The 22,507-nt window shown below is 72.3% G+C and carries 18 protein-coding genes; 7 read left to right on the plus strand and 11 right to left on the minus strand.

What is annotated here, in order from left to right:
- Positions 1-100: 100 nt before the first annotated feature.
- From LZ604_RS17150 to LZ604_RS17160, 3 genes are all read right to left on the minus strand, one after another.
- A complete protein-coding gene (locus tag LZ604_RS17150) occupies positions 101-1,531 on the minus strand; it encodes a PP2C family protein-serine/threonine phosphatase (protein ID WP_234516026.1) in 1,431 nt (476 codons plus the stop codon).
- 246 nt (positions 1,532-1,777) lie between these two features.
- Entirely contained in the window at positions 1,778-2,833 is a 1,056-nt protein-coding gene (locus LZ604_RS17155) for a Gfo/Idh/MocA family protein (protein WP_234516028.1), read from the minus strand.
- A 58-nt stretch (positions 2,834-2,891) separates the two neighbouring features.
- The gene (locus LZ604_RS17160) at positions 2,892-3,986 is read right to left on the minus strand and encodes a baeRF3 domain-containing protein (RefSeq protein WP_234516029.1); all 1,095 of its coding nucleotides are present in this window, start codon (positions 3,984-3,986) and stop codon (positions 2,892-2,894) included.
- Positions 3,987-4,312: 326 nt separating this feature from the next.
- On the opposite strand from LZ604_RS17160, the gene asnB reads away from it, so the two are divergent.
- The 3 genes from asnB (at position 4,313) to LZ604_RS17175 (ending at position 7,992) form a co-directional block, all read left to right on the plus strand.
- The gene (asnB, locus tag LZ604_RS17165) at positions 4,313-6,154 is read left to right on the plus strand and encodes an asparagine synthase (glutamine-hydrolyzing) (protein WP_234516030.1); all 1,842 of its coding nucleotides are present in this window, start codon (positions 4,313-4,315) and stop codon (positions 6,152-6,154) included.
- 122 nt (positions 6,155-6,276) lie between these two features.
- Positions 6,277-6,921, plus strand: coding sequence for a chaplin (locus LZ604_RS17170; protein WP_234516031.1), 645 nt, complete (start codon positions 6,277-6,279; stop codon positions 6,919-6,921).
- Positions 6,922-7,137: 216 nt separating this feature from the next.
- Positions 7,138-7,992, plus strand: coding sequence for a GNAT family N-acetyltransferase (locus LZ604_RS17175; RefSeq protein ID WP_234516032.1), 855 nt, complete (start codon positions 7,138-7,140; stop codon positions 7,990-7,992).
- 75 nt (positions 7,993-8,067) lie between these two features.
- Here the strand turns inward: LZ604_RS17175 and LZ604_RS17180 are convergent, their stop codons facing one another.
- Positions 8,068-8,331: a GlsB/YeaQ/YmgE family stress response membrane protein gene (locus tag LZ604_RS17180; RefSeq protein WP_234516036.1), complete on the minus strand. Its 264-nt coding sequence runs from the start codon at positions 8,329-8,331 to the stop codon at positions 8,068-8,070.
- Positions 8,332-8,631: 300 nt separating this feature from the next.
- Between LZ604_RS17180 and LZ604_RS17185 the strand changes: the two genes are divergently transcribed.
- On the plus strand, positions 8,632-10,086 hold the full coding sequence (locus LZ604_RS17185; RefSeq protein WP_234516039.1) for a M6 family metallopeptidase: 1,455 nt from the start codon (positions 8,632-8,634) through the stop codon (positions 10,084-10,086).
- Between the two features lie 107 nt (positions 10,087-10,193).
- Here LZ604_RS17185 and LZ604_RS17190 read toward each other — a convergent pair whose 3' ends face one another.
- On the minus strand, positions 10,194-11,381 hold the full coding sequence (locus LZ604_RS17190; protein WP_234516042.1) for an ROK family transcriptional regulator: 1,188 nt from the start codon (positions 11,379-11,381) through the stop codon (positions 10,194-10,196).
- Positions 11,382-11,591: 210 nt separating this feature from the next.
- Between LZ604_RS17190 and LZ604_RS17195 the strand changes: the two genes are divergently transcribed.
- The gene (locus tag LZ604_RS17195; RefSeq protein WP_234516044.1) at positions 11,592-13,040 is read left to right on the plus strand and encodes an APC family permease; all 1,449 of its coding nucleotides are present in this window, start codon (positions 11,592-11,594) and stop codon (positions 13,038-13,040) included.
- A gap of 103 nt (positions 13,041-13,143) precedes the next feature.
- Here the strand turns inward: LZ604_RS17195 and LZ604_RS17200 are convergent, their stop codons facing one another.
- The 4 genes from LZ604_RS17200 to LZ604_RS17215 form a co-directional block, all read right to left on the minus strand.
- Positions 13,144-13,584 (minus strand): SPW repeat protein, encoded by a 441-nt coding sequence (locus LZ604_RS17200; protein WP_234516046.1) that lies wholly within the window; start codon positions 13,582-13,584, stop codon positions 13,144-13,146.
- An 88-nt stretch (positions 13,585-13,672) separates the two neighbouring features.
- Positions 13,673-14,518 (minus strand): YihY/virulence factor BrkB family protein, encoded by an 846-nt coding sequence (locus LZ604_RS17205; protein WP_234516048.1) that lies wholly within the window; start codon positions 14,516-14,518, stop codon positions 13,673-13,675.
- A gap of 601 nt (positions 14,519-15,119) precedes the next feature.
- Entirely contained in the window at positions 15,120-16,496 is a 1,377-nt protein-coding gene (locus LZ604_RS17210; RefSeq protein ID WP_234516050.1) for a cryptochrome/photolyase family protein, read from the minus strand.
- Positions 16,497-16,606: 110 nt separating this feature from the next.
- Entirely contained in the window at positions 16,607-18,136 is a 1,530-nt protein-coding gene (locus tag LZ604_RS17215) for an SDR family oxidoreductase (RefSeq protein ID WP_234516051.1), read from the minus strand.
- Between the two features lie 221 nt (positions 18,137-18,357).
- Here LZ604_RS17215 and LZ604_RS17220 point away from each other — a divergent pair, with 221 nt between their 5' ends.
- A complete protein-coding gene (locus LZ604_RS17220; RefSeq protein WP_505016491.1) occupies positions 18,358-18,525 on the plus strand; it encodes a DUF8839 family protein in 168 nt (55 codons plus the stop codon).
- A 127-nt stretch (positions 18,526-18,652) separates the two neighbouring features.
- Here LZ604_RS17220 and LZ604_RS17225 read toward each other — a convergent pair whose 3' ends face one another.
- On the minus strand, positions 18,653-19,696 hold the full coding sequence (locus LZ604_RS17225) for an acyl-CoA dehydrogenase family protein (RefSeq protein ID WP_234516056.1): 1,044 nt from the start codon (positions 19,694-19,696) through the stop codon (positions 18,653-18,655).
- A gap of 368 nt (positions 19,697-20,064) precedes the next feature.
- Here LZ604_RS17225 and LZ604_RS17230 point away from each other — a divergent pair, with 368 nt between their 5' ends.
- The gene (locus LZ604_RS17230) at positions 20,065-21,429 is read left to right on the plus strand and encodes a phosphoinositide-specific phospholipase C-related protein (protein ID WP_234516058.1); all 1,365 of its coding nucleotides are present in this window, start codon (positions 20,065-20,067) and stop codon (positions 21,427-21,429) included.
- Positions 21,430-21,738: 309 nt separating this feature from the next.
- On the opposite strand, the gene LZ604_RS17235 is transcribed toward LZ604_RS17230, so the two are convergent.
- Positions 21,739-22,425 carry a phosphatase PAP2 family protein gene (locus LZ604_RS17235; protein ID WP_234516061.1) on the minus strand — a complete coding sequence of 229 codons (687 nt, stop codon included), beginning with the start codon at positions 22,423-22,425 and terminating at the stop codon, positions 21,739-21,741.
- Positions 22,426-22,507 lie beyond the last annotated feature (82 nt).

Below are 22,507 nucleotides of genomic sequence, written 5' to 3' on the forward strand. Positions count from 1 at the left end.
CCCGCGCAGAACCGGGGAACCGGTCCGTTGAGGATCCGGGGAACCCGTCCGCCGAAGACCGGCCCGGGGAACTCGTCCGTCAGTCCCAAGTGCCCATCCGTCAGGAGACGACCCTGGCGATGAGCAGGCAGGCGTCGTCAGTGCGCGCGTTCTCACCGAACTCCTCCACGACCATCCGGACGCAGTCCTGGGCCGTGCGGGCTCCGCCGAGGCGCGGGGCCAGGCCGAGCAGGTCCGGGAGGGCAGCCGTGCCACTGCGCCGCGGGACCAGCCCGTCGGTGTGCAGGAGCAGCAGGTCGCCTTCCTCGAGGGTCACTTCGGCCTGCCCGTAGGCGGCCGACGAGGTCGCCCCGAGCAGCACGCCGTCCGGCGCTGCCAGCACGTGCCCCGTCCCGCCTCGGTAGAGCAGCGGGGCGGGGTGTCCTGCCTGAGCCCAGCTCAGGGTGCGGGTGGCGGGCCGGTAGCGGCAGCACACCGCGCTGCCCAGGGCCGGCCGGGCGGAGGCGTCGAGCAACTGGTTGAGCCAGCCCATCAAGGGGCCGGGTTCGGTCCCCGCGACGGCCATGCCGCGGAGGGCGCCGATCAATGTCGCCATGCCGGAGGCCACGCTCACACCGTGTCCGGTGAGGTCGCCGACGCTGAGCAGGGTGTCCCCGTCGGGCAGTTCCAGTGCGTCGTACCAGTCGCCGCCGATCGGTGCGCCGGTGGACGACGGCAGATGACGCGCGGCCAGATCCAGTGCCCCGGGGCCCTGGCGCGGGAGCCGCAGGGGGCCGTGCCAGGGCGGCAGCACGGCCTCCTGCAGCTCGACCGCGAGCCGGTGCTCGGTCTGCGCGCGCTGCCGGTGACGCTGCAGCGAGTCATGCGACTCGTGCACGGTCCGCTGACTGCGGCGCAGTTCGCTGACATCCCGCAGCACGGCCCACATCGAGGCGGTGCTGCCGTCGGCGTCCAGCACGGGCTCGCCCATCATGTGCACGGTGCGGACCTCGCCGCCGGGGCGCACGATCCGGAACTCGCCGTCGATGGGCTTGCCGTCGACCAGACAGTCCGTGACCATCGCCGTCAGCAGCGGCCGGTCCTCGTCGTGCACCAGCGAGGGCAGCTCGTCGAGGGTCAGCGCGGGGGACGAGAGGTCGCGGCCGAGGATCTGGTACAGCTCGCCGGACCAACTCGCCTCGTCGGTCAGCAGATTCCACTCCGCGCTGCCGACCCGGCTGAGCAGGGAGCCGCCGGGGGACGGAGGCGGGTCGGCCGGTCCGGGCTCCGCGGCACGGTGCTCGGCGGCCACGACCGGAGGGCCGTCGCGCAGCTGCCCCAAGTGCTCGTGCAAGTCGCTGAGTTGGTGCAGTGCGAGGTCGCACAGTGCGCGCTGCCACCGGCCCTCGGGATCCGAGCCGTCCTCGGGTGCTTCCCGCCGTACGGCGTCCACCTCTCCGCGCAGCTGCCGTGTCTGCGAGATGAGCGCGTCCACCGCGCCGCGCCCGGGGGGCCGGGCGGCTGGGCGGTCCGCGGAGAGATGGGGTGGCATGACGCGCTCCGATACGGACGGTTCGACCAAGGCTTACGGAAGGACCATTACGACTGTTGCACAGCCCGCGACTCCCTGTAAGGGATTTGGCAACACCCGATACGGTGGTGCTTCTGGCATATGCCGGCGGCCTGGTGGGTGTCCGCCGGGGGGCGACGGACGCACGGGCCCGGAGTGATCAATTCCCGAGTGGTGCAAGGGACTTGAGGGGCAACGGAAACGGCCGAGCCATCGCGCAAGCGTGCGTCAGGCGAGTGTGCGTGCCACTGCGCCGAGGTGGCCGTCGTCGTCCGCGTACAGCCCCGGTCGCGGGGCGAGGTCCACGGTCTGCCGGACGCCGTCCCGCCGAGCCCGGACCCCCGCCTCGGCGACCGCCGAGGCCGCGTACCCGTCCCACACGGACGGCCCGGCGACCCGCCCCTGCCGGGTGGCGTCGACCCAGGCCTGCACCTCCCGGTCGTAGGCATCCGCGAACCGCACGAGATAGTCCTGCGCGACCTCCTGGTGCGCGGTCCCGCCAGTCGTCACGACCATGGTGTGCCCGTCGCCGATACGGGCGCTGCCGTTCTCGCAGACCGCCTCGCAGCGCACCTGGTAGCCGAAGCCGGAGTTGACGAAGACCTCCACGTCGACAAGGGCGCCGCCCGAGGTCTCGAACACCACGAACTGCGGGTCGAGAAGGTCCTCGGAAGCGTTCCGGGACGGCCGCGGACACAGCACCGACACAGCGGTCAGCTCCTGGCCCAGCAGCCAGCGGGCCGCGTCGATCTCGTGCGAGACGGAGCTGTCGATCAGCATGTCCGTGGTGAAGTGCGGCGGCGAGGACACATTGCGGTGCGTGCAGTGCAGCATCAGGGGCCGGCCCAGCCGTCCGCTGCCCAGCAGGGACCTCAGACGCATGTACTCGGCGTCGTACCGCCGCATGAACCCCACCTGTGCGAGCCGCCGCCCGAGCCGGGCCTCCGCCTCCACCACCCGCAGCGCCCCGGCCGCGTCGGGAACCAGCGGTTTCTCGCACAGCACCGGCAGCCCGCGCGCGAAGGCCGCGAGCAGCGCGTCCTCGTGCGCCGGTCCGGGGGAGGCGACGAGCACGGCCTGGACGCCGGGTGCGTCGAGCGCCGCCTCCGGTTCGGGATACACCCTCACGTCGTCGATGCCGGCCGTGGCCTCCTTGGCGCGGTCCGTGTCGGGATCCGCCACGGACACCACTCTCGCGCCGCTCACGCCACGGTCCAGCCGGCGCACATGGTCGGCACCCATGTGTCCCGCCCCCAGTACCGCCACGCCCAGCAGGCCGCCCATGTGCCACCCTCCCCTTCCGTGGACCACCCCGGCAGGGTAGACCGCGGAAGGGGCCGGCTCAGTAGCGGAGTACCCCGGCGATGCCCTGCGCGTCGCCGAGGGTGCCGTCGGGAACGAAGCGGACCTCGGCGCCCGTGTCCAGGCAGCGTTCGACGATCTCGTCCACGATGTCCTCGCGGGCGTCGAGGTCCCCGCTCTCGGCCGGCACCAGGTGGTCACCGGCATCGTCACGGACCGTCACCCGGAAGTTCTCCTCGACGACGAGCAGCCCGATACGGCCGTCCGACGCGTTCTGCCAGACCTCGTCCACCCCGGCGGCGTACGCCTTGCGGCCACGCGCCGCCTCCAGCTCACGGCCTGCCGTGTCGACGTTCCTGCGGTCCTCTGCGGCGATCACGGGCTCGACGGCGTGCCACACGGCGTCGCGGGTGCCGTGGGCGAGACCGCCGTGCGGCACGTGGACCGCCTTCTTGCTGACCGTGCCGATCTCGTCGAGGGCGGACAGCGCCGCCGGCTCGCCGGTGACGTACAGCGGCCGGGGATCCTGGCGCAGCACCCTGCTCAAGGCGGTGTCGGCCTCGCGCAGGAAATGACGGGTGTCCTCGTCACGGAAGGTGCTCGGCATGTCGCCGATCTGCTCCCGGCGCTCGGCGTCGAAGTTCTCCCGGCCCCGGGTCAGCGGGAAGCCGCCGGTGCGCTCCTCGGCGACCTGGCCGGCACCGCCGTTCCACAGCGTCACACGGTCCGCGGAGACCGCCAGTACCCAGAACGGCCGCTGGGCGGCCTGCGCGGCCACCAGGTTGCGGGTCAGGAAGGTGTCGGAGAGTACCACCCGCTCCGGCACCGGACGGGACAGCGACCACACCTGGTGCTCGCCGGGCGCCGCGAAGATCACAAGGCCGTCCTCGGTGTAGGTCAGATCGACCTCGCCGAGTGCCTGGTCGAGCTGGGCCTCGACATCGATCCGGCGCTCACGGGTGACCGCGGGATCCGACTCGAGCTGCTTCTTCGCGTCGGCCAGCGCGTTGCGCAGCCGCACGCGGTCTTGGATGTTGTCCGGCTCGCGGCGGTGCGTCGGCGCGAGGACCGACACCGCGGGGTACGGCCGCGGCCGGCGCAGTTCCGCGAGGGTCGAGGGACTGAGCGCTTCCATATCAGCACCTTAGGGCCGATTCGGGTGTCGGGCATTCGGGGCAATCGGCCACCGGGCCGCCGCCGTGCCGTACGGCCTCTCCGGGCGGCGTCCGCCGTGCGAGAGGTTGGGGAACTCTTTGCCCGTGGCCGAGACCCGACGGAACCGGCCCGGCACGGAGCCGATCCGCGGGTACGCGCGACGTAAAGGCAGGCCGAAACGGTGGGGGAGACGGGATCCACCCGGTGACGGACGAGTTGACCGCCCTCCGCCCGTGACACACGCTCGACATGTAGCTGCCCGATACATCTTGTTTGGGCGCGGGGGCAGGACGCGGGAGGTCGGACATGTGCGGGATCACCGGCTGGGTCTCCTACGAGCGTGATCTGCGGGGCGAGGGCGCCACCCTGGACGCGATGACGGAGACGATGGCCTGCCGGGGACCCGACGACCGCGGCACCTTCACCGACAGGCCCGCGGCCCTCGGGCACCGCAGGCTCGCGATCATCGACCTGCCCGGCGGCCGCCAGCCGATGACCGTCGAGACCCCGAACGGCACGGTCGCGCTTGTCTACTCGGGCGAGGTCTACAACTTCACCGGGCTGCGCCGTGAGCTGAAGGCGCGAGGACACCGCTTCACGACCGACTCCGACACCGAGGTGGTCCTGCACGCCTACCTCGCATGGGGCGACGCACTGGCCGAGCGCCTCAACGGCATGTACGCCCTCGCCGTGTGGGACGGCCGCGACGACACCCTCGTGATGATCCGCGACCGCATGGGCATCAAGCCCCTCTACTACTACCCGACCCCCGACGGCGTCCTGTTCGGCTCGGAACCGAAGGCGATCCTCGCCAACCCGCTGGCCCGCCACCGCGTTCGCCTCGACGGACTGCGGGAGCTGTTCGCCATGGTCAAGACGCCCGGGCACGCCGTCTGGGACGGCATGCACGAGGTGGAGCCCGGCACGGTCGTCACCGTCGGCCGGTACGGCCTTCGGCGGCGCGTGTACTGGCGGCTCGAGACCCGGCCGCACACCGACGACCGCGCCGCCTCCGTCGCCGCCGTCCGCTCGCTGCTCGAGGACGTCGTGCGCCGTCAACTGGTCGCCGACGTGCCCCGCTGCACGCTGCTGTCCGGAGGTCTCGACTCCTCCGCGATGACCGCCCTGGCCGCGCGGCAGCTGGCCGAGCACGGCGAGAAGGTGCGCAGCTTCGCGGTGGACTTCGTCGGGCAGACCGACCACTTCGTCGCCGACGAGCTGCGCCGCACGCCCGACACGCCGTTCGTGCACGACGTCGCCCACGCCTGCGGCACCGACCACCAGGACATCGTCCTCGACGCGGACGCCCTCGCCGACCTCGACGTGCGCGCCGCGGTCATCCGCGCCCGGGACCTCCCGGTCGGCTTCGGCGACCTGGACAGCTCGCTCCTGCTGCTGTTCCGGGCGATCCGCGAGCACTCCACGGTGGCGCTGTCGGGGGAGTCCGCGGACGAGGTCTTCGGCGGCTACCTCCAGTTCTTCGACGAGGAGGCCCGCGCCGCCGAGACGTTCCCCTGGCTCGTGTCCCCCGCCCGCCGCTCCGGCGAGGAACAGGACGTCCTGCGCCCCGAACTGACCGAGGCCCTCGACCTCGAGGCGTACGTCGCGGACGGGTACCGCACGGCGGTCTCGGGCATCGTGCGCCTCGACGGCGAGAGCGACTTCGAGTACCGGATGCGGCGGATCTGCCACCTCCACCTGACCCGCTTCGTGCGGATCCTGCTCGACCGCAAGGACCGCGCGAGCATGTCGGTCGGGCTGGAGGTGCGGGTGCCGTTCTGCGACCACCGGCTCGTCGAGTACGTGTACAACACGCCTTGGTCGCTGAAGTCGTTCGACGGCAGGGAGAAGAGCCTGCTCCGGGAGGCCACCCGGGACCTGATCCCGAAGTCCGTCTACGACCGGGCCAAGAGCCCGTACCCCTCCACACAGGACCCGAGGTACGCGGTCGCCCTCCAGGAACACGCCAAGGATCTGCTCTCCCGCCCCGGCCATCCCGTCTTCCGCCTGGTCGACCGGGAACGGGTACGGCAGGCCGCCCGGCGCGACACGCCGCAGATCACGCAGACCTCGCGCCGTGGCCTCGAACGGACCCTGGACCTCGCGCTGTGGCTCGACCTCTACTCGCCCGAGCTGTCCCTCACCTGACAGTTCGACACCGGGCCACTCGATGGGGTGAAAGGAAGATAAGCCATAACTCGGATTGGTCCCTCTGCGTTTTATCGGGTGCGAGCGAGTGCTCGCGACCATGTCTGGAAGGCAGGGAACCTATGAAACGGGTTACCCGAAATGGTTTGATCGCCGCGGCCGCCGCCTCGGGGGCGCTGGTCACGGCGCTGCCGGCGCACGCGGACTCCGCGGCGAACGGTACCGATGCGGGTTCGCCCGGGCTGATCTCCGGCAACAGCATCCAGCTGCCGGTGCACGTGCCGGTCAACGTGTGCGGCAACACCGTGAACGTCCTGGGGCTCCTCGACCCGGCCGCGGGCAACGCCTGTGTGAACCAGGGCACGCCCCGGGGCGGACCGCGCCACGGGACCGGGACCGCCGGAGGTGGCGCCGCCGCGTACGGCCGGGCCAAGGGCTCCGGCGGCCTGCTCGCCGGCAACGAGGTGCAGCTGCCCGTCCACCTCCCGGTGAACGTCTCCGGCAATGCGGTGAGCGTGGTCGGCGTCGGCAACGGGGCCGGGGGCAACACGTCCGCGAACACCTCGCCCGGGCGGCCCGTCCCGCGGCCGGCCGTACCGCCCAGGGTGCACACGCCCGCACCGGCGCGGACCCACACCGTCCCGCGGCCGGCCGTGCTCGCCCACACGGGCGCGGAGGCGCCCCTGTCCACGCTGGCGGGAGGCGCGGCCCTGGTGCTCGGCGGCACGATGCTGTACCGCCGTTTCCGCGCCGGAGCGACCCGTTGAACCGTCCCCGGTGTGCCGAGGAGGGCCCCGCCGCACGAGCGATGCGCGGGGCCCTCCTCCGTGTCTCACCGACCGTCAGGAACCGTTTCCCCTAAGGGGATCGTTCTCGGCCACAGGGAGGGACCGGCATGGCGTACGACCCCGACATCGGGAAGGATGCTGCGGTGCGGCCGATCACCGCACCGATCGCCGTCCCCCACGGAAGGAAGCGCCACGATGACGTCTGCGGGTCCCGACGCCCTCGTCGTCACCCGGGCCACGCTCGACGACTGGCCGGTGATCAGCGGCTGGGCGGCGGACGAGGGCTGGAACCCGGGGGCGTCCGACGGCCCGGCCTTCTTCGCCCAGGACCCCAGGGGCTTCTTCATCGGACGGCTCGGCGGGGACCCCGTCTCGGCGATCTCCGTCGTCACCTACGGCGCCGACTACGCCTTCCTGGGCTGCTACCTCGTACGCCCCGATCTCCGCGGCCGGGGCCTCGGACTGGCCACCTGGAAGGCGGGCCTCGCCCACGCCGGCGGGCGCACGATCGGCCTGGACGGTGTCGTCGCCCAGCAGGACAACTACCGCCGGTCCGGGTTCGAGCCGGCCCACCGCACCGTACGCTTCACCGGCCCCGCCCCCGCGGGGGAGGCGGCCCCCGGAGTGCGCCCGGCCGAGAAGGCGGACCTCGACTCCGTGATCGCGTACGACAGCGTCTGCTACCCGGCCGACCGTCCCCGCTTCCTGGAACACTGGCTCACCGCCCCCGAGCACCGCGTCTTCGTCCGCTGCGAGGACGACCGGCTGACCGGCTACGCGGTGATCCGCCCCGCCCGTGACGGCCTGCGCATCGGCCCCCTGTTCGCCGACACCGCCGACGACGCCGATGCGCTCTTCACCACTCTGACCGCCAGGGCCGCGGGCCGGCTCGTCGCCATCGACGTCCCCGAACCGAACACGGCCGCCGTCGCGCTCGCCGAACGCGCCGGTCTCACCCCGTCGTTCGAGACGGCCCGGATGTACACGGGGCCGGTCAGGCCGTTCGCGGCGGAGCGTGTGTACGGGGTGACCACCCTGGAACTCGGCTGACCTTCGGGGCCGAATGCCGGCGGGCCGGTGCTCACGGCCCGCCGCAACAGCGGCCGTCGCGGCCGGAACCCGCCGTCAGCGCCCCGCCCGTGCCCGGTCCAGGGCCGCGACGCCCAGTGCCGCCAGACCGATCTGGATGAGCCACTCGATCCAGTCCACGCCCTTGGTGTCCGCCACTCCGACCGCCGCGGCGATTCCGGCCCCGATGAAGGCCGCCACGATGCCGACGACGATCGTCCACAGGATGCCGATGTGCTGGCGCCCGGGGACGACGAGCCGCCCCAGGACACCGATGACGAGCCCGATGACGAGGGCACTGATGATGCCGGATATCTCCATCTCCGCCCCTTATGTTGAAGGCCTCTGCTCTCGTCTATGTGCCCGCTGAGCGCGGCAACAGTCCGTTCCGTTTCAACTTCCGGTCAATGCCGGGTCAATCCTCGTCCTGCCGAAGCGGCATTCTCCTGTTCAGCCCCCGCGTTGCCATGTACCGTTCAACAGTTCGTCGCGCAGGCGGCGTAAAAAGGGATTTCTACGCGCGCAGATCGCAACGTGGTTCTACGCGCGAAGACGCACGGCGCCCACCCTGCTCTTCCCGACTCCCCGCAACTCCCCTCGACCCTCACGGAGGTCTGCCGGATGCCCGGACCCACCAGATCCCGCCACAGGCTCACCACGGCCCTCGCCGTGTTCGGCCTGCTCGCCACAGGCGCCGCCGTTCAGGCGGCCACGGCCGCAACGCCGGCCCGCGCGGCCACTCCCCACCGCGTCCTGTTCGACAACGCGCACGCGGAGACCGCCGGCAACGCCGACTGGATCATCTCCACCAGCCAGCCCGACCCTCTCGGCCAGGACTCCTCCCCGTCCGCCGAGACGGACTGGACCGGAGCCCTCTCGTCCTGGGGGGTCGCCCTGCAGAAGACGGGCAACTACAGCCTCAAGACGCTGCCCTCGGGATCCGGCCTCAGCTACGGCGGCTCCTCCGCGACCGATCTGTCGAACTTCGACACCCTGGTCCTGCCCGAGCCGAACACGCTGTTCACGACGGCCGAGAAGACGGCGATCATGAACTTCGTGAAGAACGGCGGCGGTCTGTTCATGATCTCCGACCACACCGGCGCCGACCGCAACAACGACGGCTCCGACGCGGTCAAGATCCTGAACGACCTGATGACCAACAACAGCGTCGACTCCACCGACCCGTTCGGCTTCTCCATCGACTCGCTGAACATCACCTCCGGCTACCCGGCCGCCGTCAGCGACAGCACCGACCCGGTCCTGCACGGCTCTTTCGGCACCGTCACCAAGAGCCTCATCGCCAACGGCACCACCGCCACGCTCAAGCCCTCCGACAACTCCTCCGTCAAGGGCCTGGTCTACCGCAGCGGTTACTCGGGCAACACCGGAGCCTTCTTCCTGACCAGCACCTTCGGCAGCGGCCGCGTGGCCTTCTGGGGCGACAGCTCGCCGATCGACGACGGGACCGGCCAGTCCGGCAACACGCTCTACGACGGCTGGAACGACTCCGGCGCCAGCAACGCCGCCCTGGCACTCAACGCCACCGAATGGCTCTCCGGCGCGAGCGGCAGCAGCGGGGGCGGAGGCGGCGGCTCCACCTCCTGCACCGCCGCCCAGCTCCTCGGGAACAACGGCTTCGAGTCCGGCGCCACCACCTGGAGCGCCAGCAGCGGCGTCATCACCGACTCCGGCGGCGAATCGCCCCGTACCGGCTCCTTCTATGCCTGGCTGGACGGCTACGGCTCCGCGCACACCGACACCCTGTCCCAGCCGGTGAGCATTCCGTCGGGCTGTACCACCGCCACGCTGAGCTTCTATCTGCACATCGACACGGAGGAGACCACCACGAGCACGGCGTACGACACCCTCAAGGTGCAGGTGCTCAACAGCTCGGGAACCGTGCTGGGCACCCTGGCGACGTACTCCAACCTCCAGGCCGGCAGCGGGTACACCCAGCGCAGCTTCGATCTCGCGAGCTACGCGGGGCAGACCGTCACCCTCAAGTTCACCGGTACCGAGGGCTCCAGCCTCCAGACGTCGTTCGTCGTCGACGACACGGCGCTCAATGTGAGCTGACCTTCCCAGGGGTGGGCTCCCGGGCCCACCCCTCCCGGTCGCCCGCCGGCACCCTGTGTTCCGGTCCGCCCCGGCCCGAGATCGGCCTTTGGGCCCGGGTGAGTTGGTCAGGGCGCCGCCGACCGTCGCTCGAACACCACGTCCCGCGCCGTCCCCAGGGCGGTCGCCAGCGCTCCCAGCAGCACCGCGTCCTCACCCAGCCGGCTCGGCGCGATCTTCGGGCGGAGCGGGGTGAGGGAGCGCAGCGTCTCGCGCACGGGGCGCAGCAGCAGATCGACGCTGTGGCCCACGCCGCCGCCGAGCACCACCAGGTCCGGGTCGAGCACGGCCGCCGCGGCCGCCACCGTGTGCGCGATGCGCTCGCCCTCCTGCCGCACCGCCTGGGCCGCGGCGGGATGGCCCTGCCGGGCCGCGTCGAACACCGCCTTGGCCGTGAGCTGTTGGCCGGTCATCCCGAACGCCCGTGCCGACTCGACGACCGCGACGCCCGACACCGCGTCCTCCAGCGTCCCGGGCTCGTGCCGCCCCGGCCACGGCAGGAACCCGATCTCCCCGGCCCCGCCGTGTGCGCCGGTGAACAACCGCCCCTCGCTGACGACACCCATGCCGAGGCCGGTTCCGATCAGGATGTACGCGAACAGCCGGCTCCCCGCACCGACGCCGTAGGTGTACTCGCCGAGCGCGGCCAGGTTCGCGTCGTTGTGCACCTCCAGCGGGACGCCCAGCTCCGCGCGCATCCGGTCGAACAGTCCCGCCCGTCCCCAGCCGGGCAGGTGCATCGCGTACCGCACCCGGCGCCGCTCCTCGTCGTACACGCCGGGCGTCCCCACCACGGCGTGCGCCACATCCTCGGGCCGGGCTCCCGAGTCGGCGATCACCTGCCGGGCGGTGCCGACGACCAGGTCGGCCATCGCGCCCGAGCTCCGGGCCCGGTTGTGCACGTCCGACCGGGCCACCACCTCGCCCGCGAGGTCGGCGACCGCGACCCGCAGCCAGCTGCGGCCGATGTCGATGCCGAGCGCGTACCCGGCGGCCGGATCCGGCGCGTACAGCACCGCCATCCTGCCGCGCTCGGGCGTGTGCGTCCCGACCTCGCGGACCAGCCCCGCCTCCTCCAGGGCCGCCAGCGCGCTGGAGACCGTCGGTTTCGACAGGCCCGTCTCCCGGGCGAGCTGGGCGCGCGAGGCGGCCCCCGCGGCGCGCAGCCGCTCCAGGAGCAGTCGCTCGTTGGTGCTGCGCAGCCGTCGGCGGTTCCAGGGCTGTTCCGGCTGCTCGGCGGCATCACTGGCGGGCATCGCACCATTCTCACGTATTCATGACACGCCCTTGACGCATCTAGTAAGGCTCCTTAACTTTATCGCCCAGTCAGCCTCGCCGGGCGAGCCGAGGGGAGCCCAGCGCCGGCCGGACACCCGCGCCCTTGATCCGCGGGCCCGTGACCTGGGCCCGCAGTCCGTACATCCCACTCCCCGCGCCTCACTCCCCGCCCCGCTTCAGGAGGTCCCGTGTCCGGTAGTCCGCCCGCAGGCGGCGGTTTCGTCCGCCGTGTCGGCCTGTTCCAGGCGACCGCGATCAACATGAGTCAGATGTGCGGCATCGGGCCGTTCGTCACCATCCCGCTGATGGTCGCCGCCTTCGGTGGCCCGCAGGCGGTCATCGGTTTCATCGCGGGCGCCCTGCTCGCGCTCGCCGACGGGCTCGTCTGGGCCGAGCTGGGCGCCGCGATGCCCGGCTCCGGGGGCAGCTACGTCTACCTCCGCCAGGCGTTCCAGTACCGCACGGGCCGGCTGATGCCGTTCCTGTTCGTGTGGACCGCGATGCTGTTCATCCCACTGATCATGTCCACCGGTGTGGTGGGCTTCGTGCAGTACCTGGGCTATCTGGCCCCGCACCTGGGCCGGACCGCCGGTGACCTGGTCGGGCTCGGTGTCATCGCGCTCGTGGTCCTCCTGCTGTGGCGGGGCATCGAGAACATAGCCCGCATCACCGCGGTGATGTGGGCCGTCATGGTCACCTCCGTACTCCTGGTGATCGTCGCCGCGGCCTCCGACTTCAGCCCGCACCTGGCCTTCACCTACCCGGCGCACGCCTTCGAATTGACGAGCGGTCACTTCTGGCCGGGCTTCGCGGCGGGTCTGACCATCGGCATCTACGACTACCTGGGGTACAACACGACCGCCTACATGGGCGCGGAGATCAAGGACCCGGGCCGTACGCTCCCACGCTCGATCATGTTCTCCATCCTCGGCATCATGGCCATCTACCTGCTGCTGCAGATCGGCACGCTCGGCATCGTCGACTGGCACCGGATGACCGACCCGAACGACATCGCCTCCACGTCCGTGGCGTCGGCGGTGCTGGAGAAGGCCTGGGGCAAGGGGGCGGCGGACGCGGTCACGGTCCTGATCCTGATCACGGCGTTCGCGTCCGTGTTCACGGGCCTGCTGGGCGGCTCACGGGTGCCCTGCGACGCGGCCCGTGACCGGGTCTTCTTCCGTCCCTACGCCACGCTGCATCCACGCCACCGCTTCCCCGTGCTGGGCCTGGCCACCATGGGCGTGGTCACGGCGGTCGGCTTCCTGATCGGCCGTCACACCGATCTGGCCACCCTGATCCAGCTGCTGACCACGGTGATGGTGCTCGTCCAGGCGCTGGCGCAGATCGCGGCCGTGACGGTGCTGCGCAAGCGGCAGCCGGGGCTCCACCGCCCGTACCGGATGTGGCTGTACCCCGTGCCGAGTCTCGTCGCCCTCGTCGGCTGGCTGGTCATCTACGGCTACGCGGACAGGAACTCCCCGGGCCGTCACCCCATCGAGTGGTCCCTGGCCTGGCTGGCGCTCGGCTGTGTGGCGTTCCTGGTGTGGGCCCGGCTGGAGAAGGTCTGGCCGTTCGGGCCGAAGGAGGTCGCGGAGGAGTATCTCGTGGCGCCCCGCACGGAGCCTGCGGGCGCGTAGCCCGCCCGACGGTACCCTGCGGGCGCGTCGGCCGGTCCGCCGCCGCGGACCGGCCCCCGGGTGCGCCTCCGTGTACGCGGTGCCCGGTGACGGGCGGGCAGGGTTACGGACGTGCAGTGGTCCTGGTCGTCACGCCCGCGCACAGCATGCCCAGCACCACCGCGAGGGCGCCGATGACGATGCTGTTGACCACGACTCCGGTGTCCGGGGCCGTGCCGACGATCCACGGCGAGATGATCATCCAGGTGCCCAGCGCACACATGGCCCAGCTCAGGCCGTACATGCGCTCCGGCATGATGGTGAAGCCGAGAGCCAGCAGTCCGATCGCGATCCCCATGATGAGGTTGTGTGTCGCGACCGCGGGCTGGCTCGCCGTGTAGTGGACTATCCACGGGGATGCGGCGCAGTACAGGCCGAGCAGGAACACCGGCCCGTCCATGAGCGCCACATCGCGGCCACCGAGCATACGGGCGTAGCGGGCCCGCATTTCGTGGACATCGGGGTGGGTCGTCATGTCCCCTTTGGTGTGCGAGACGTGAGCCATCACTCGCCTCCTTCAATCTGCGGCATGGCCGCGCTGAAGCGGTATGCGGTGAATCGCCGCGTACACTTATTGTGCTCTTATTTTTTCTTTATGTGTAGACGCGGCCTCTTTGCCGCTCCCGCTCCGCGCGCACCAGCTCGGCCGCGAACTGCGCCCCCGCCAGCAGCGACAGATGGGACATCCACAGCCACACGAGGAAGACCACCACGCCCGCCAGCGACCCGTAGAGCCTGCTGTAGGTGCCGAGACCGGCGGCGTACGCCGTGAAGCACACCGAGGCGGTCAGCCACAGCGCCGCCGCGAGCACCCCGCCCGGCACCGCATGACGCAACTCCCGGGCCTGCGGCGGCCCGGTCCGGAAGAGGACCAGCACCAGCAGCGCCACCAGGGCCACCAGCGCCGGCCAGCGCAGCAGGACCCATACGGTCTCGCCCGCCTTCCCGAGCCCCGCCCACCGTCCCAGCGCCCTCACCAGCGGACCGCTCAGGACGAGCAGCAGGGCGCTGCCGAAGAGCAGGGGCAGCAGCGTCACGGCCGTGAGCAGAATCCGGTGCGCCTTGCGCAGGGCGGGCCGGTTGTCCGCGACACCGTGCTGATCGTGCAGCGCCCGCCGGAACACCGCCAGGTAACTGGAGGCCGACCACAGTGCGCTGGCCCCGCCGCCGACGGCCACCGTCACCGCGGCGGACCGCTCCCCGGCCAGTCGGCGCAGCGTACTGTGCAGAGCCGTCCCCGCCTCGGCCGGTGCCCACGCCGTGACCCGTGTGATCAGCGCATCCGTGAGATGCGGGCTGACCGCCCCGACCAGGGAGAACGTCATCAGGAACATGGGCAGCAGGGCGAGGATGGCGTAGTACGTCAGCGCCGCGGCCCAGTCGGACACGTCGTCCCGCCACATCGCCACCGGCGTGCGCCGCAGCGCCGTCCACAGCACCGGCCACGATCGGCCGGCCCGGTTGAGGGCCCTTCCTGCACCGCACGGCGTGTCCGGGCCGGCCGGGACACCGACGCGCCGCAGCCACGGCCACCTCCTGGGGGATACCGACGCCTGTCCGTCCACCACTGCCCTTCCCGTCCCAGCCGTATCGGCGTGCGACCGTGCGTACCGCCGTCCGGCCGCCCGTGCGGGGCGGTGCGCGGCGTACCCCTCTCTCACCCATTCCCTGACCGGCGAACGAAAGGCCATGCCGTCACCCGGTCGAAGGAAGCCCGGCCCGGGGCCAAACCGCCGTCGCCGCCTTCGGGTTCGCCGCTTTCTGCGGGCGCAGGCGCGTGCCACGGCGAGCGTGCCACCGGCCCGTCAGGCGGCCACCAGGGCGTGGGGCGTGAACGCGGCGCGCCGGAATCCGGTCGTCAGGCTCGGGCGGCCCCGGTCGGGCGGGACGCGGGGCCTGTCCGGGCCGGCCTGGCCGAGGGGCGCCCTCACGGCACCCGCCACCGGATTCGCGCCGTCGGTGGGCCGGCCCCTTCGGCCGGCCCAGGGCCGGGGAGGCCGCCGGGCGCGCCGGGGGTGCCGTAACGGCCGTGCGTGGTCCTCAGCCGTATCCGCGGGCCCGCTTGAAGCGTGCCAGGCCCTCCGAGAGGTCGACGATCGGGTCCGGGTAGGCGTCGTAGGCGGCACGCTCGGGGCCCCGCAGCTTCCACGGCTCGTGCACCACGGGCGCGTCCAGTCCGGCGAGTTCCGGCACCCAGCGGCGCACGTACGCCCCGTCCGGGTCGTGGCGCTTGGCCTGGCCGACCGGGTTGAGGACCCGGCCGGGCCGGGTGTCGGTGCCGGTTCCGGCCACCCACTGCCAGTTCATCTGGTTGCTGGCAAGGTCGCCGTCGACCAGCAGCGCGAGGAAGTGGCGGGCGCCGACCCGCCAGTCCACGTACAGGGTCTTGGCGAGGAAACTGGCCGTCAGCAGCCGCGCCCGGTTGTGCATCCAGCCCTCGTGCCGCAGCTGGCGCATCGCCGCGTCGACCACGGGGTAGCCGGTACGGCCCTCGCGCCACGCCTCGACGTCCGCGCGGGCCGCGCGCTCGGAACGCCAGCGGTCGTGTCTCGTGCGGTAGTCGGCGGTGGCCGCGTCCGGACGCGCCGCCAGGACCTGGCGGTGGAAGTCCCGCCACGCCAGCTGCCGCACGAATGCGTCGGCACCCGGGCCTCCGGCCCCCCGGGCCCGGTGGACGAGTTCGACGGGGGAGAGCGTCCCGAAGTGCAGATGCGGCGACAGACGGGAGGTGGCGTCGGCCGCGAGGTCGTCGTGGCGGTCCTGGTACGCGGTGATCCCGCCGCGCAGCCAGGCCGCGAGCCGCTTCCTGCCCTCGCTCTCGCCGCCCGAGGCGAGCCCCGGCGAGACCTCCGAAATCTCCGCACGCACGGGAAGTTCCCCGGATCGCGCGGCGTCCGGCACCCGCACCGTGCGGGGCGCGCCGAGGGCGTCGCGCAACCACTGCCGGGACCACTGCCGGAAGTACGGAGTGAAGACGGCGAAGTGATCCGAGGATGCCGGGGTCACCGCGCCGGGCGGCACGGCGGTGGTCACGGCGTCGTGGACGTGCAGCCGGCACCCCTGTGCCTCCAGGGCCCGCCGCAGCCGCGCCTCACGCCGATGCGCGTAGGCGCTGACGTCGGCGGCCATGTGCACCTCGTCGGCGTCCGTCTCGGCGGCCACCCGGCACACCTCGTCGACGACGTCACCGGAGCGGACGACGAGCCGGCCGCCCCGGGCCCGCAGACCCGCGTCCAGGTCCCGCAGGCAGTCCGCGAGGAACGCCAGCCGGTTCGGCACGGCGAACCCGGCGGCCGCCACGGCCCGGTCGCGCACGAACAGCGGCACCACCTGACGGGAGCCGTCGAGGGCGGCCCGCAGCGGCGGATGGTCGTGCAGACGCAGATCCGAGGTGAACAGGACCACCGAGACGTTCATGACGCGCACTCCGGGGACGCAAGGGGGTTGGCGTGATCTGCTTCCGTCCGGGGACGCAAGGGGGCTGCCGTGATCGGCTTCCGTCCGGGGACGCCCCGCGGATGCGGGCGTCAGCGGGCGGCCGTGCCGTCCCGGGCGGAGACGGACGGGGCCCGGGCGGCCGCCTTCGCGATGTTGCGGGCCATGCCGCCGAAGACGAGGGCGTGGAAGGGCGAGACGCCCCACCAGTAGGCGTGTCCGAGGAGCCCGTGCGGATGGAACAGGGCCCGCTGCCGGTACCGGGTACGCCCCCGGCCGTCGAGCTCGGCGCACATCTCCAGCCAGGCCAGGCCCGGGAGCCGCATCTCGGCCCGTAGCCGCAGCAGATGCCCTGGTTCGATCTCCTCGACCCGCCAGAAGTCCAGGGAGTCGCCGACCCGCAGCCGCTCGGCGTCGCGTCGCCCCCGGCGCAGCCCGACCCCGCCGGCCAGTCGGTCCAGCCACCCCCGCGCCGCCCAGGCGAGCGGGAAGGAATACCAGCTGTTCTCGCCGCCGATGCCCTCGACGACGCGCCACAGTGCCTCCGGGGAGGCGTGGACCGTCAGCTCCCGGCGGTCCGTGTAGAGGCTGCCACCGGCCCAGTCCGGGTCGGTGGGCAGCGGGTCGCTCGGGGCGCCGGGCGGCGACGCGGACGACCAGCGGGTCGTGACCTGTGCGTCGCGCACCCGCTGGAGCGCCAGCCGGACCGCCTCGTCGAAACCGATCGGATGCCCCGGCGGGGCGGGCACGTACCGCTCGATGTCCCGCTCACGGCAGACGACCTCGTGGCGCAGGGACTCGGTGAGCGGCCGGGCGAGGGACGCGGGCACGGGCGTCACCAGGCCGACCCAGAGACTGGACAGGCCGGGGGTGAGGACCGGGACGGGCACGATGACCCGGCGCGGAAGGCCCGCGTTCGCGGCGTACCGGACCATCATCTCCCGGTACGTCAGCACATCGGGCCCTCCGATGTCGAAGGCGCGGTTGACCTCGTCCGGCATGCGCGCGCTGCCCACCAGCAGGCGCAGCACGTCCCGCACCGCGATGGGCTGGGTCCGGGTGCGCACCCAGCGCGGGGTGACCATGACGGGCAGGCGCTCGGTGAGATAGCGCAGCATCTCGAAGGAGGCCGAGCCCGAGCCGATGATGACGGCGGCCCGCAGCACCGTGGTCGGTACACCCGAGTCCAGCAGAATACGGCCGACTTCGGACCGCGAGCGCAGATGCGGGGACAGCTGCCGCTCGGGGACGCCCACCGGTGTCAGACCGCCGAGGTAGACGATGCGCCGCACTCCCGCGGCCCGCGCCTGCTCCCCGAAGGTCCGCGCGGCGGTGCGGTCCTTGTCCTCGAAGCCTCTTCCCGCGCCGAGGGCGTGCACCAGGTAGTACGCGACGTCGACGCCGCGCATGGCCTCGGCGACCGACTCCGCCCGGGTGACGTCCCCGGCGACGACCTCGACCTCACCCGCCCACGGATGGTCGCGCAGTTTGCCCGGTGAGCGGGCCAGGCAGCGTACCCGGTGCCCGGCGGCGAGCAGCTCCGGGACGAGCCGGCCGCCGATGTATCCCGTGGCGCCGGTCACCAGGCAGTGCAGCCCCGGTCCGGCCTCGTCGCCGTTCATCAGTGCGTTCCTTCGTCGTCGATGTCCTTCAGTGGATTCTTCCCACGGCGGGGGTGTTCCGGATGCGCCGAGGGAGTGCCAGGCGGTGACCGGGCCGCCGGGAGGAAGGGCTTTCCCGTAAGCCGGACATGTCGGCGTCGATCGAGGGCAGGCGGATTACACGAGAGTCGTCGGTGGCCGTCGGTGCGAGCCGGCGGCCGATGCTGGAGGTGTCTGCCGCTATGGGCGCGAAGGTGTTGGAGCGGTTTCCTGCGGGAGCTCCGCGCGGAGCGTGGCCGGCGGAGGAGTTCGCGGCGGCGCGCCGTGCCGAGGGCGAGCCCGCGAAGGTCGTCATGGATCTGACGTCGGACATGTTCCTCGTGGTGGTCCCGGCCCGCGACGACGACTGACCGGACGGACACCGGGAGCGGGGCGCCGTATCGCCCGACGTCTCACGCTCGGGGAGCACCCGGTTCGGCCGGTACTCCGCCCTGGGTGCCGTTCGCGAGCCGAGTCGCCGTCTTCGAAGGCCGGGGCTCAGCAGAGATGGTCGAGGTGGGCGCGGCGCACCTCGGCCGTCTGCCCCTGCACCAGCAGGAACATCGCCTCCCGTGCCAGCCGCTGGGCCCGGTTGCCCAGGAGTACGGACCGCCCGCCCCCGGCCACGAGCGCCGCGGTCGTCGCGGCCCGCATCAGATCGTGGGCCCGCAGTTTCCACGCGAGCCGTTCCTCGAAGCGCTCGTGCGGCACCGGGTGGTCCCACAGGGCGTAGGACTCCCGCCGCGCCTCGTCGAGACGGCCCCGCAGGGAACGCGCCGTGTCCTTGGCATCAGGGCTGCCCTCCAGCAGTTCGAGCGCCGCGTAAGCGACGCCGAAGACGGCAGGGGAGGCGTTGGCGTTCCGGGGCCGGTCGACCAGGGCGAACTCTTCCCGCGGGGCGCGCAGCACGACCGCCTCCCCGGGCAGCCACAGGCCGTCCAGTTCCAGTGAGACCGTACGGGCGGCGGTGAGTGCCGCGAGCCGCATCGGCGCCGAGGCGCGCAGTCCCGGCTGCTCGCGCGCCTCGGTGAAGGCGAAGACCACCTCGTCGGCCTCGGACACACCCGCGAGCAGCATCACGTCGTTCAGCGTCCACCCCGTGTACCACGGCACGGTGCCGTCGAAGCGCCAGCCGCCTCGCTCGGGAGTGGCCCGCACAAGGATCCGCGGGAAGGCGCGGACGTGGGCGTAGGCGATTCCGGCCAGCAGTTCGCCCGTTGCCAGCGGCCGAAGCAGCCGCTCCCGCACGGGCAGATCCGCCGACGCCAGCAGCTTGACCGGCGTGTAGTGCTGCGTCACCACGAACCACGTCGAACAGCACGCCCCGGCCAGGATCTCCGCGGTCTCCCGGACGACGGCGCCGGGTGCCGCCGCCCCGCCGTACTTCGTGGGTGCGTTGAGGCCGAGCAGCCCCGAATCCTTGAGTGCCTGGACATGGCTCGCGGGGAGGCCCTCCTGGTCGACGCGTTCCGCCCGGGGCGACAGGAGATCGGCGGCCAACTGCCGGGCGCGGGTGACGAGCGGGTGCGCTGCGGTGGTCATGAGAGGCATTCTCCCCACCGGTTCCACGGACCGGGGTGACCCCGCCCGACGAGGCCGAGCGCACCGGCCGCACTCCGGCCGGCCGAGCCGATCGTTAGGGCCGCCCGCGACCGACAGGTCTACACCCTTGACTCGTGCAGATCAACGCGGTTGAGTGTGCCTCCGCAACCCCCCACCACGGCCGCCCCCACGCCGTGACCGGCCAGACCGGCGCGTGCGCGCAAGGACCGCTCCGCGGCGCCCTTGCCCGGGAGCGGCCGTGCCCGGGTCCTCGGAGCTTCACCCGGCGGCCACCTTTCCTGTCGGCGTACGACCGCCGGGGTGCTGTCATGCACCTGACCATGCACCGTCGAAGGAAGGGCACTGCCATGCGAACCCCCCACGCCCTGCTCGCCGCGGCCACCGCGCTGGCCGCGGCGGTCGTGACACCTCCGTCCCACGCGGCCGCCGCGATCCCCGCCGCCGGCGCCTACTACGTGCAGAGCGCCACCACCGGGCTGAACGCGGCCGACAACGGGGGAGCCGTCGAGCAGCACAACCCCAAGGGCAACGAGGACCACCAGCAGTGGAACCTGAGAGCCGCCGGATCCTCGTTCGTCCTCGAAAGCGCCGACACCGGGGGCAGTTGCCTCGGCCGCTCCGGCGACAAGGCCCGCACGGTCGCCTGCACAAGTGCCGACGCGGCCTGGGAGATCGCCCCGGCGGGCGGCGACCAGTACACCCTCAAGGCCCCCGGGACCGACCGCCACCTGACGGTCGCCGCCAAGCCCTCCGGCGCCAACTACCCCGCTCAGCTGGCCGTCGGCTCCTCCGGCGGCCTCGCCTCCTGGTACCTCACACCGGTCACCTCCCCCACCCGTCCCATGCCGCCCGCGGACCAGCGCACCCTCGACCAGGTCACGTTCCTCACCGCGCACAACGCCTACGCCAACGGCGTCGACGGCGGCTTCGCCCCTCCCTTCGTGAATCTGGTGCCCAATCAGATCCGCGGCATCGACCGGCAACTGGCCGACGGCGTACGCGGGTTCATGCTGGACATCCATCAGACACCCGACGGGGCCATCCTCTGCCACAACAGCTGCACCCTGGTCAGCAAGCCGGTGGCCCTGTGGGTGGACGTCCAGCGCATCGTGGACTTCCTCAAGGCGCACCCGGATCAGTTCGCCACCATCTTCCTGGAGGACTACGTCGACCCGGGTGTGCTGCGCAATGAACTGGCCCGGGTGAACGGCCTGTCGGACGTGCTCTACCGTCCGGACCAGACCGGCGTGCGGCAGAACGGCTGGCCGAAGATGGCCGATCTGATCGCCGCGGGCCACCGGCTGCTGATCTTCACCGACCACAGCCGCGCCTCCGACGAGGCCGCCGGGCTCACCCGCGACAGCTTCGGAGTGATGTACCAGAAGGACTGGACGGTGGAGAACTACTGGTCCATGGGCTCGGGCCTGGGCTCCTCCGACTGGTCCTGCTACAGCCGCTGGTACGACGCGGACACCGCCATCCCCCTGACCCGCACCGAACCCGGCTTCCGCCCGCTGTTCGTCATGAACCACTTCCGTGATGCGACGATCACGTCCACGGCCCGGACCGACAACACCAAGCTCGCCGACCGCGCCCGGCGGTTCTGCCAGCCGGCCGCCCGCAAGAAGCCCACCTTCCTCGCGGTCGACCGCTACGACCTCGGGGACCCGGCGTCCGCCGTCGACACACTGAACACCTACATCTATCCGTAAGGCGCCCGGCAAGTACTCCTGTCCGTGAGGTGCCCGGCAAGGCACCGCGGCGGACGGGTTTCGTTCGGATCAAGCCAGGGTCCGCGACGCCCGGCTCGGCATCTCACCGCGTTGTCGGACCGCCCGAGTACATCCGGTACGCGGGCGGCCCTCCGCCTTGCGACGCACCGCGCCGGACGCCGCGGCCTGATCCGAACCGATCGCGAACGAAATCCCCCAGGTGTGATCCGCGGACGGCCTCACCCCCGATCACCGCGGACGCCCGTGATGCCTGGGAACCGGGCGACCTGCCCGGCCGCCGCATGGGTTTCAGTGCCCTGCGGCCGGCGGGCAGGACCGCTCGGTCTCGCCGGACGCCGTGCGCGGGCCCAGGCGGGCGGCGGCGTACACGCACAGGCTCAGCCAGCACAGGGCGAACAGCCAGCCGCCCAGGACGTCGGAGAACCAGTGGACGCCCAGATACACCCGGGTGAGGCCGACGAGTACGCCCCAGGTCAGGACGAGTGCCACCAGGGCCGCTCGGCCCCGCCGGGCGCGGGCGAGGATCGCCAGGGCCAGCAGCCCCGCCGCGACCGCGGCCGTCGTGGTGTGCCCCGAGGGAAACGCCCAGCCCGATGCGTGCGTGACCCAGTCCCGGGGGGCCGGGCGAGGACGCGCCACCAGTGTCATCACCCCGGACCGCACCGCCTGGCCCGCGGCCAGGCAGAGGAGTGCCGCGGCGACGGCCGTGCCCCGCTGCCGCGGCGTGCGTCCCGCCAGCAGGCCCGCCAGGGCGGCGAGCAGATACGGGACCACTCCCGTGCCTGTGGACGTCAAGGCCCGCGCCACCGCGACCATCGCGTGCGGGCGGTGGCCCACCGACCACTCCAGCAGGTCCTCGTCGCCGAACAGCGGGGAACCGTCCCGCCCCGTCACGGTCAGCGTGAGCAGCGCGAACGCCGCGAGCGCGCCCACCGCCACCGAACCGGCGAGGTCCGCGGCGTCCGCCCGCTTCACGCAGCCACCCGGGGGGCGCCGGGCGAGCGCGGCGGTGCGGTGCGCGATGCTGCGCCCATGTGGTGGGCCCCTTTCATAATGG

It is taken from the genome of Streptomyces glomeratus (assembly GCF_021462825.1).
GTDB lineage: Bacteria > Actinomycetota > Actinomycetes > Streptomycetales > Streptomycetaceae > Streptomyces > Streptomyces glomeratus.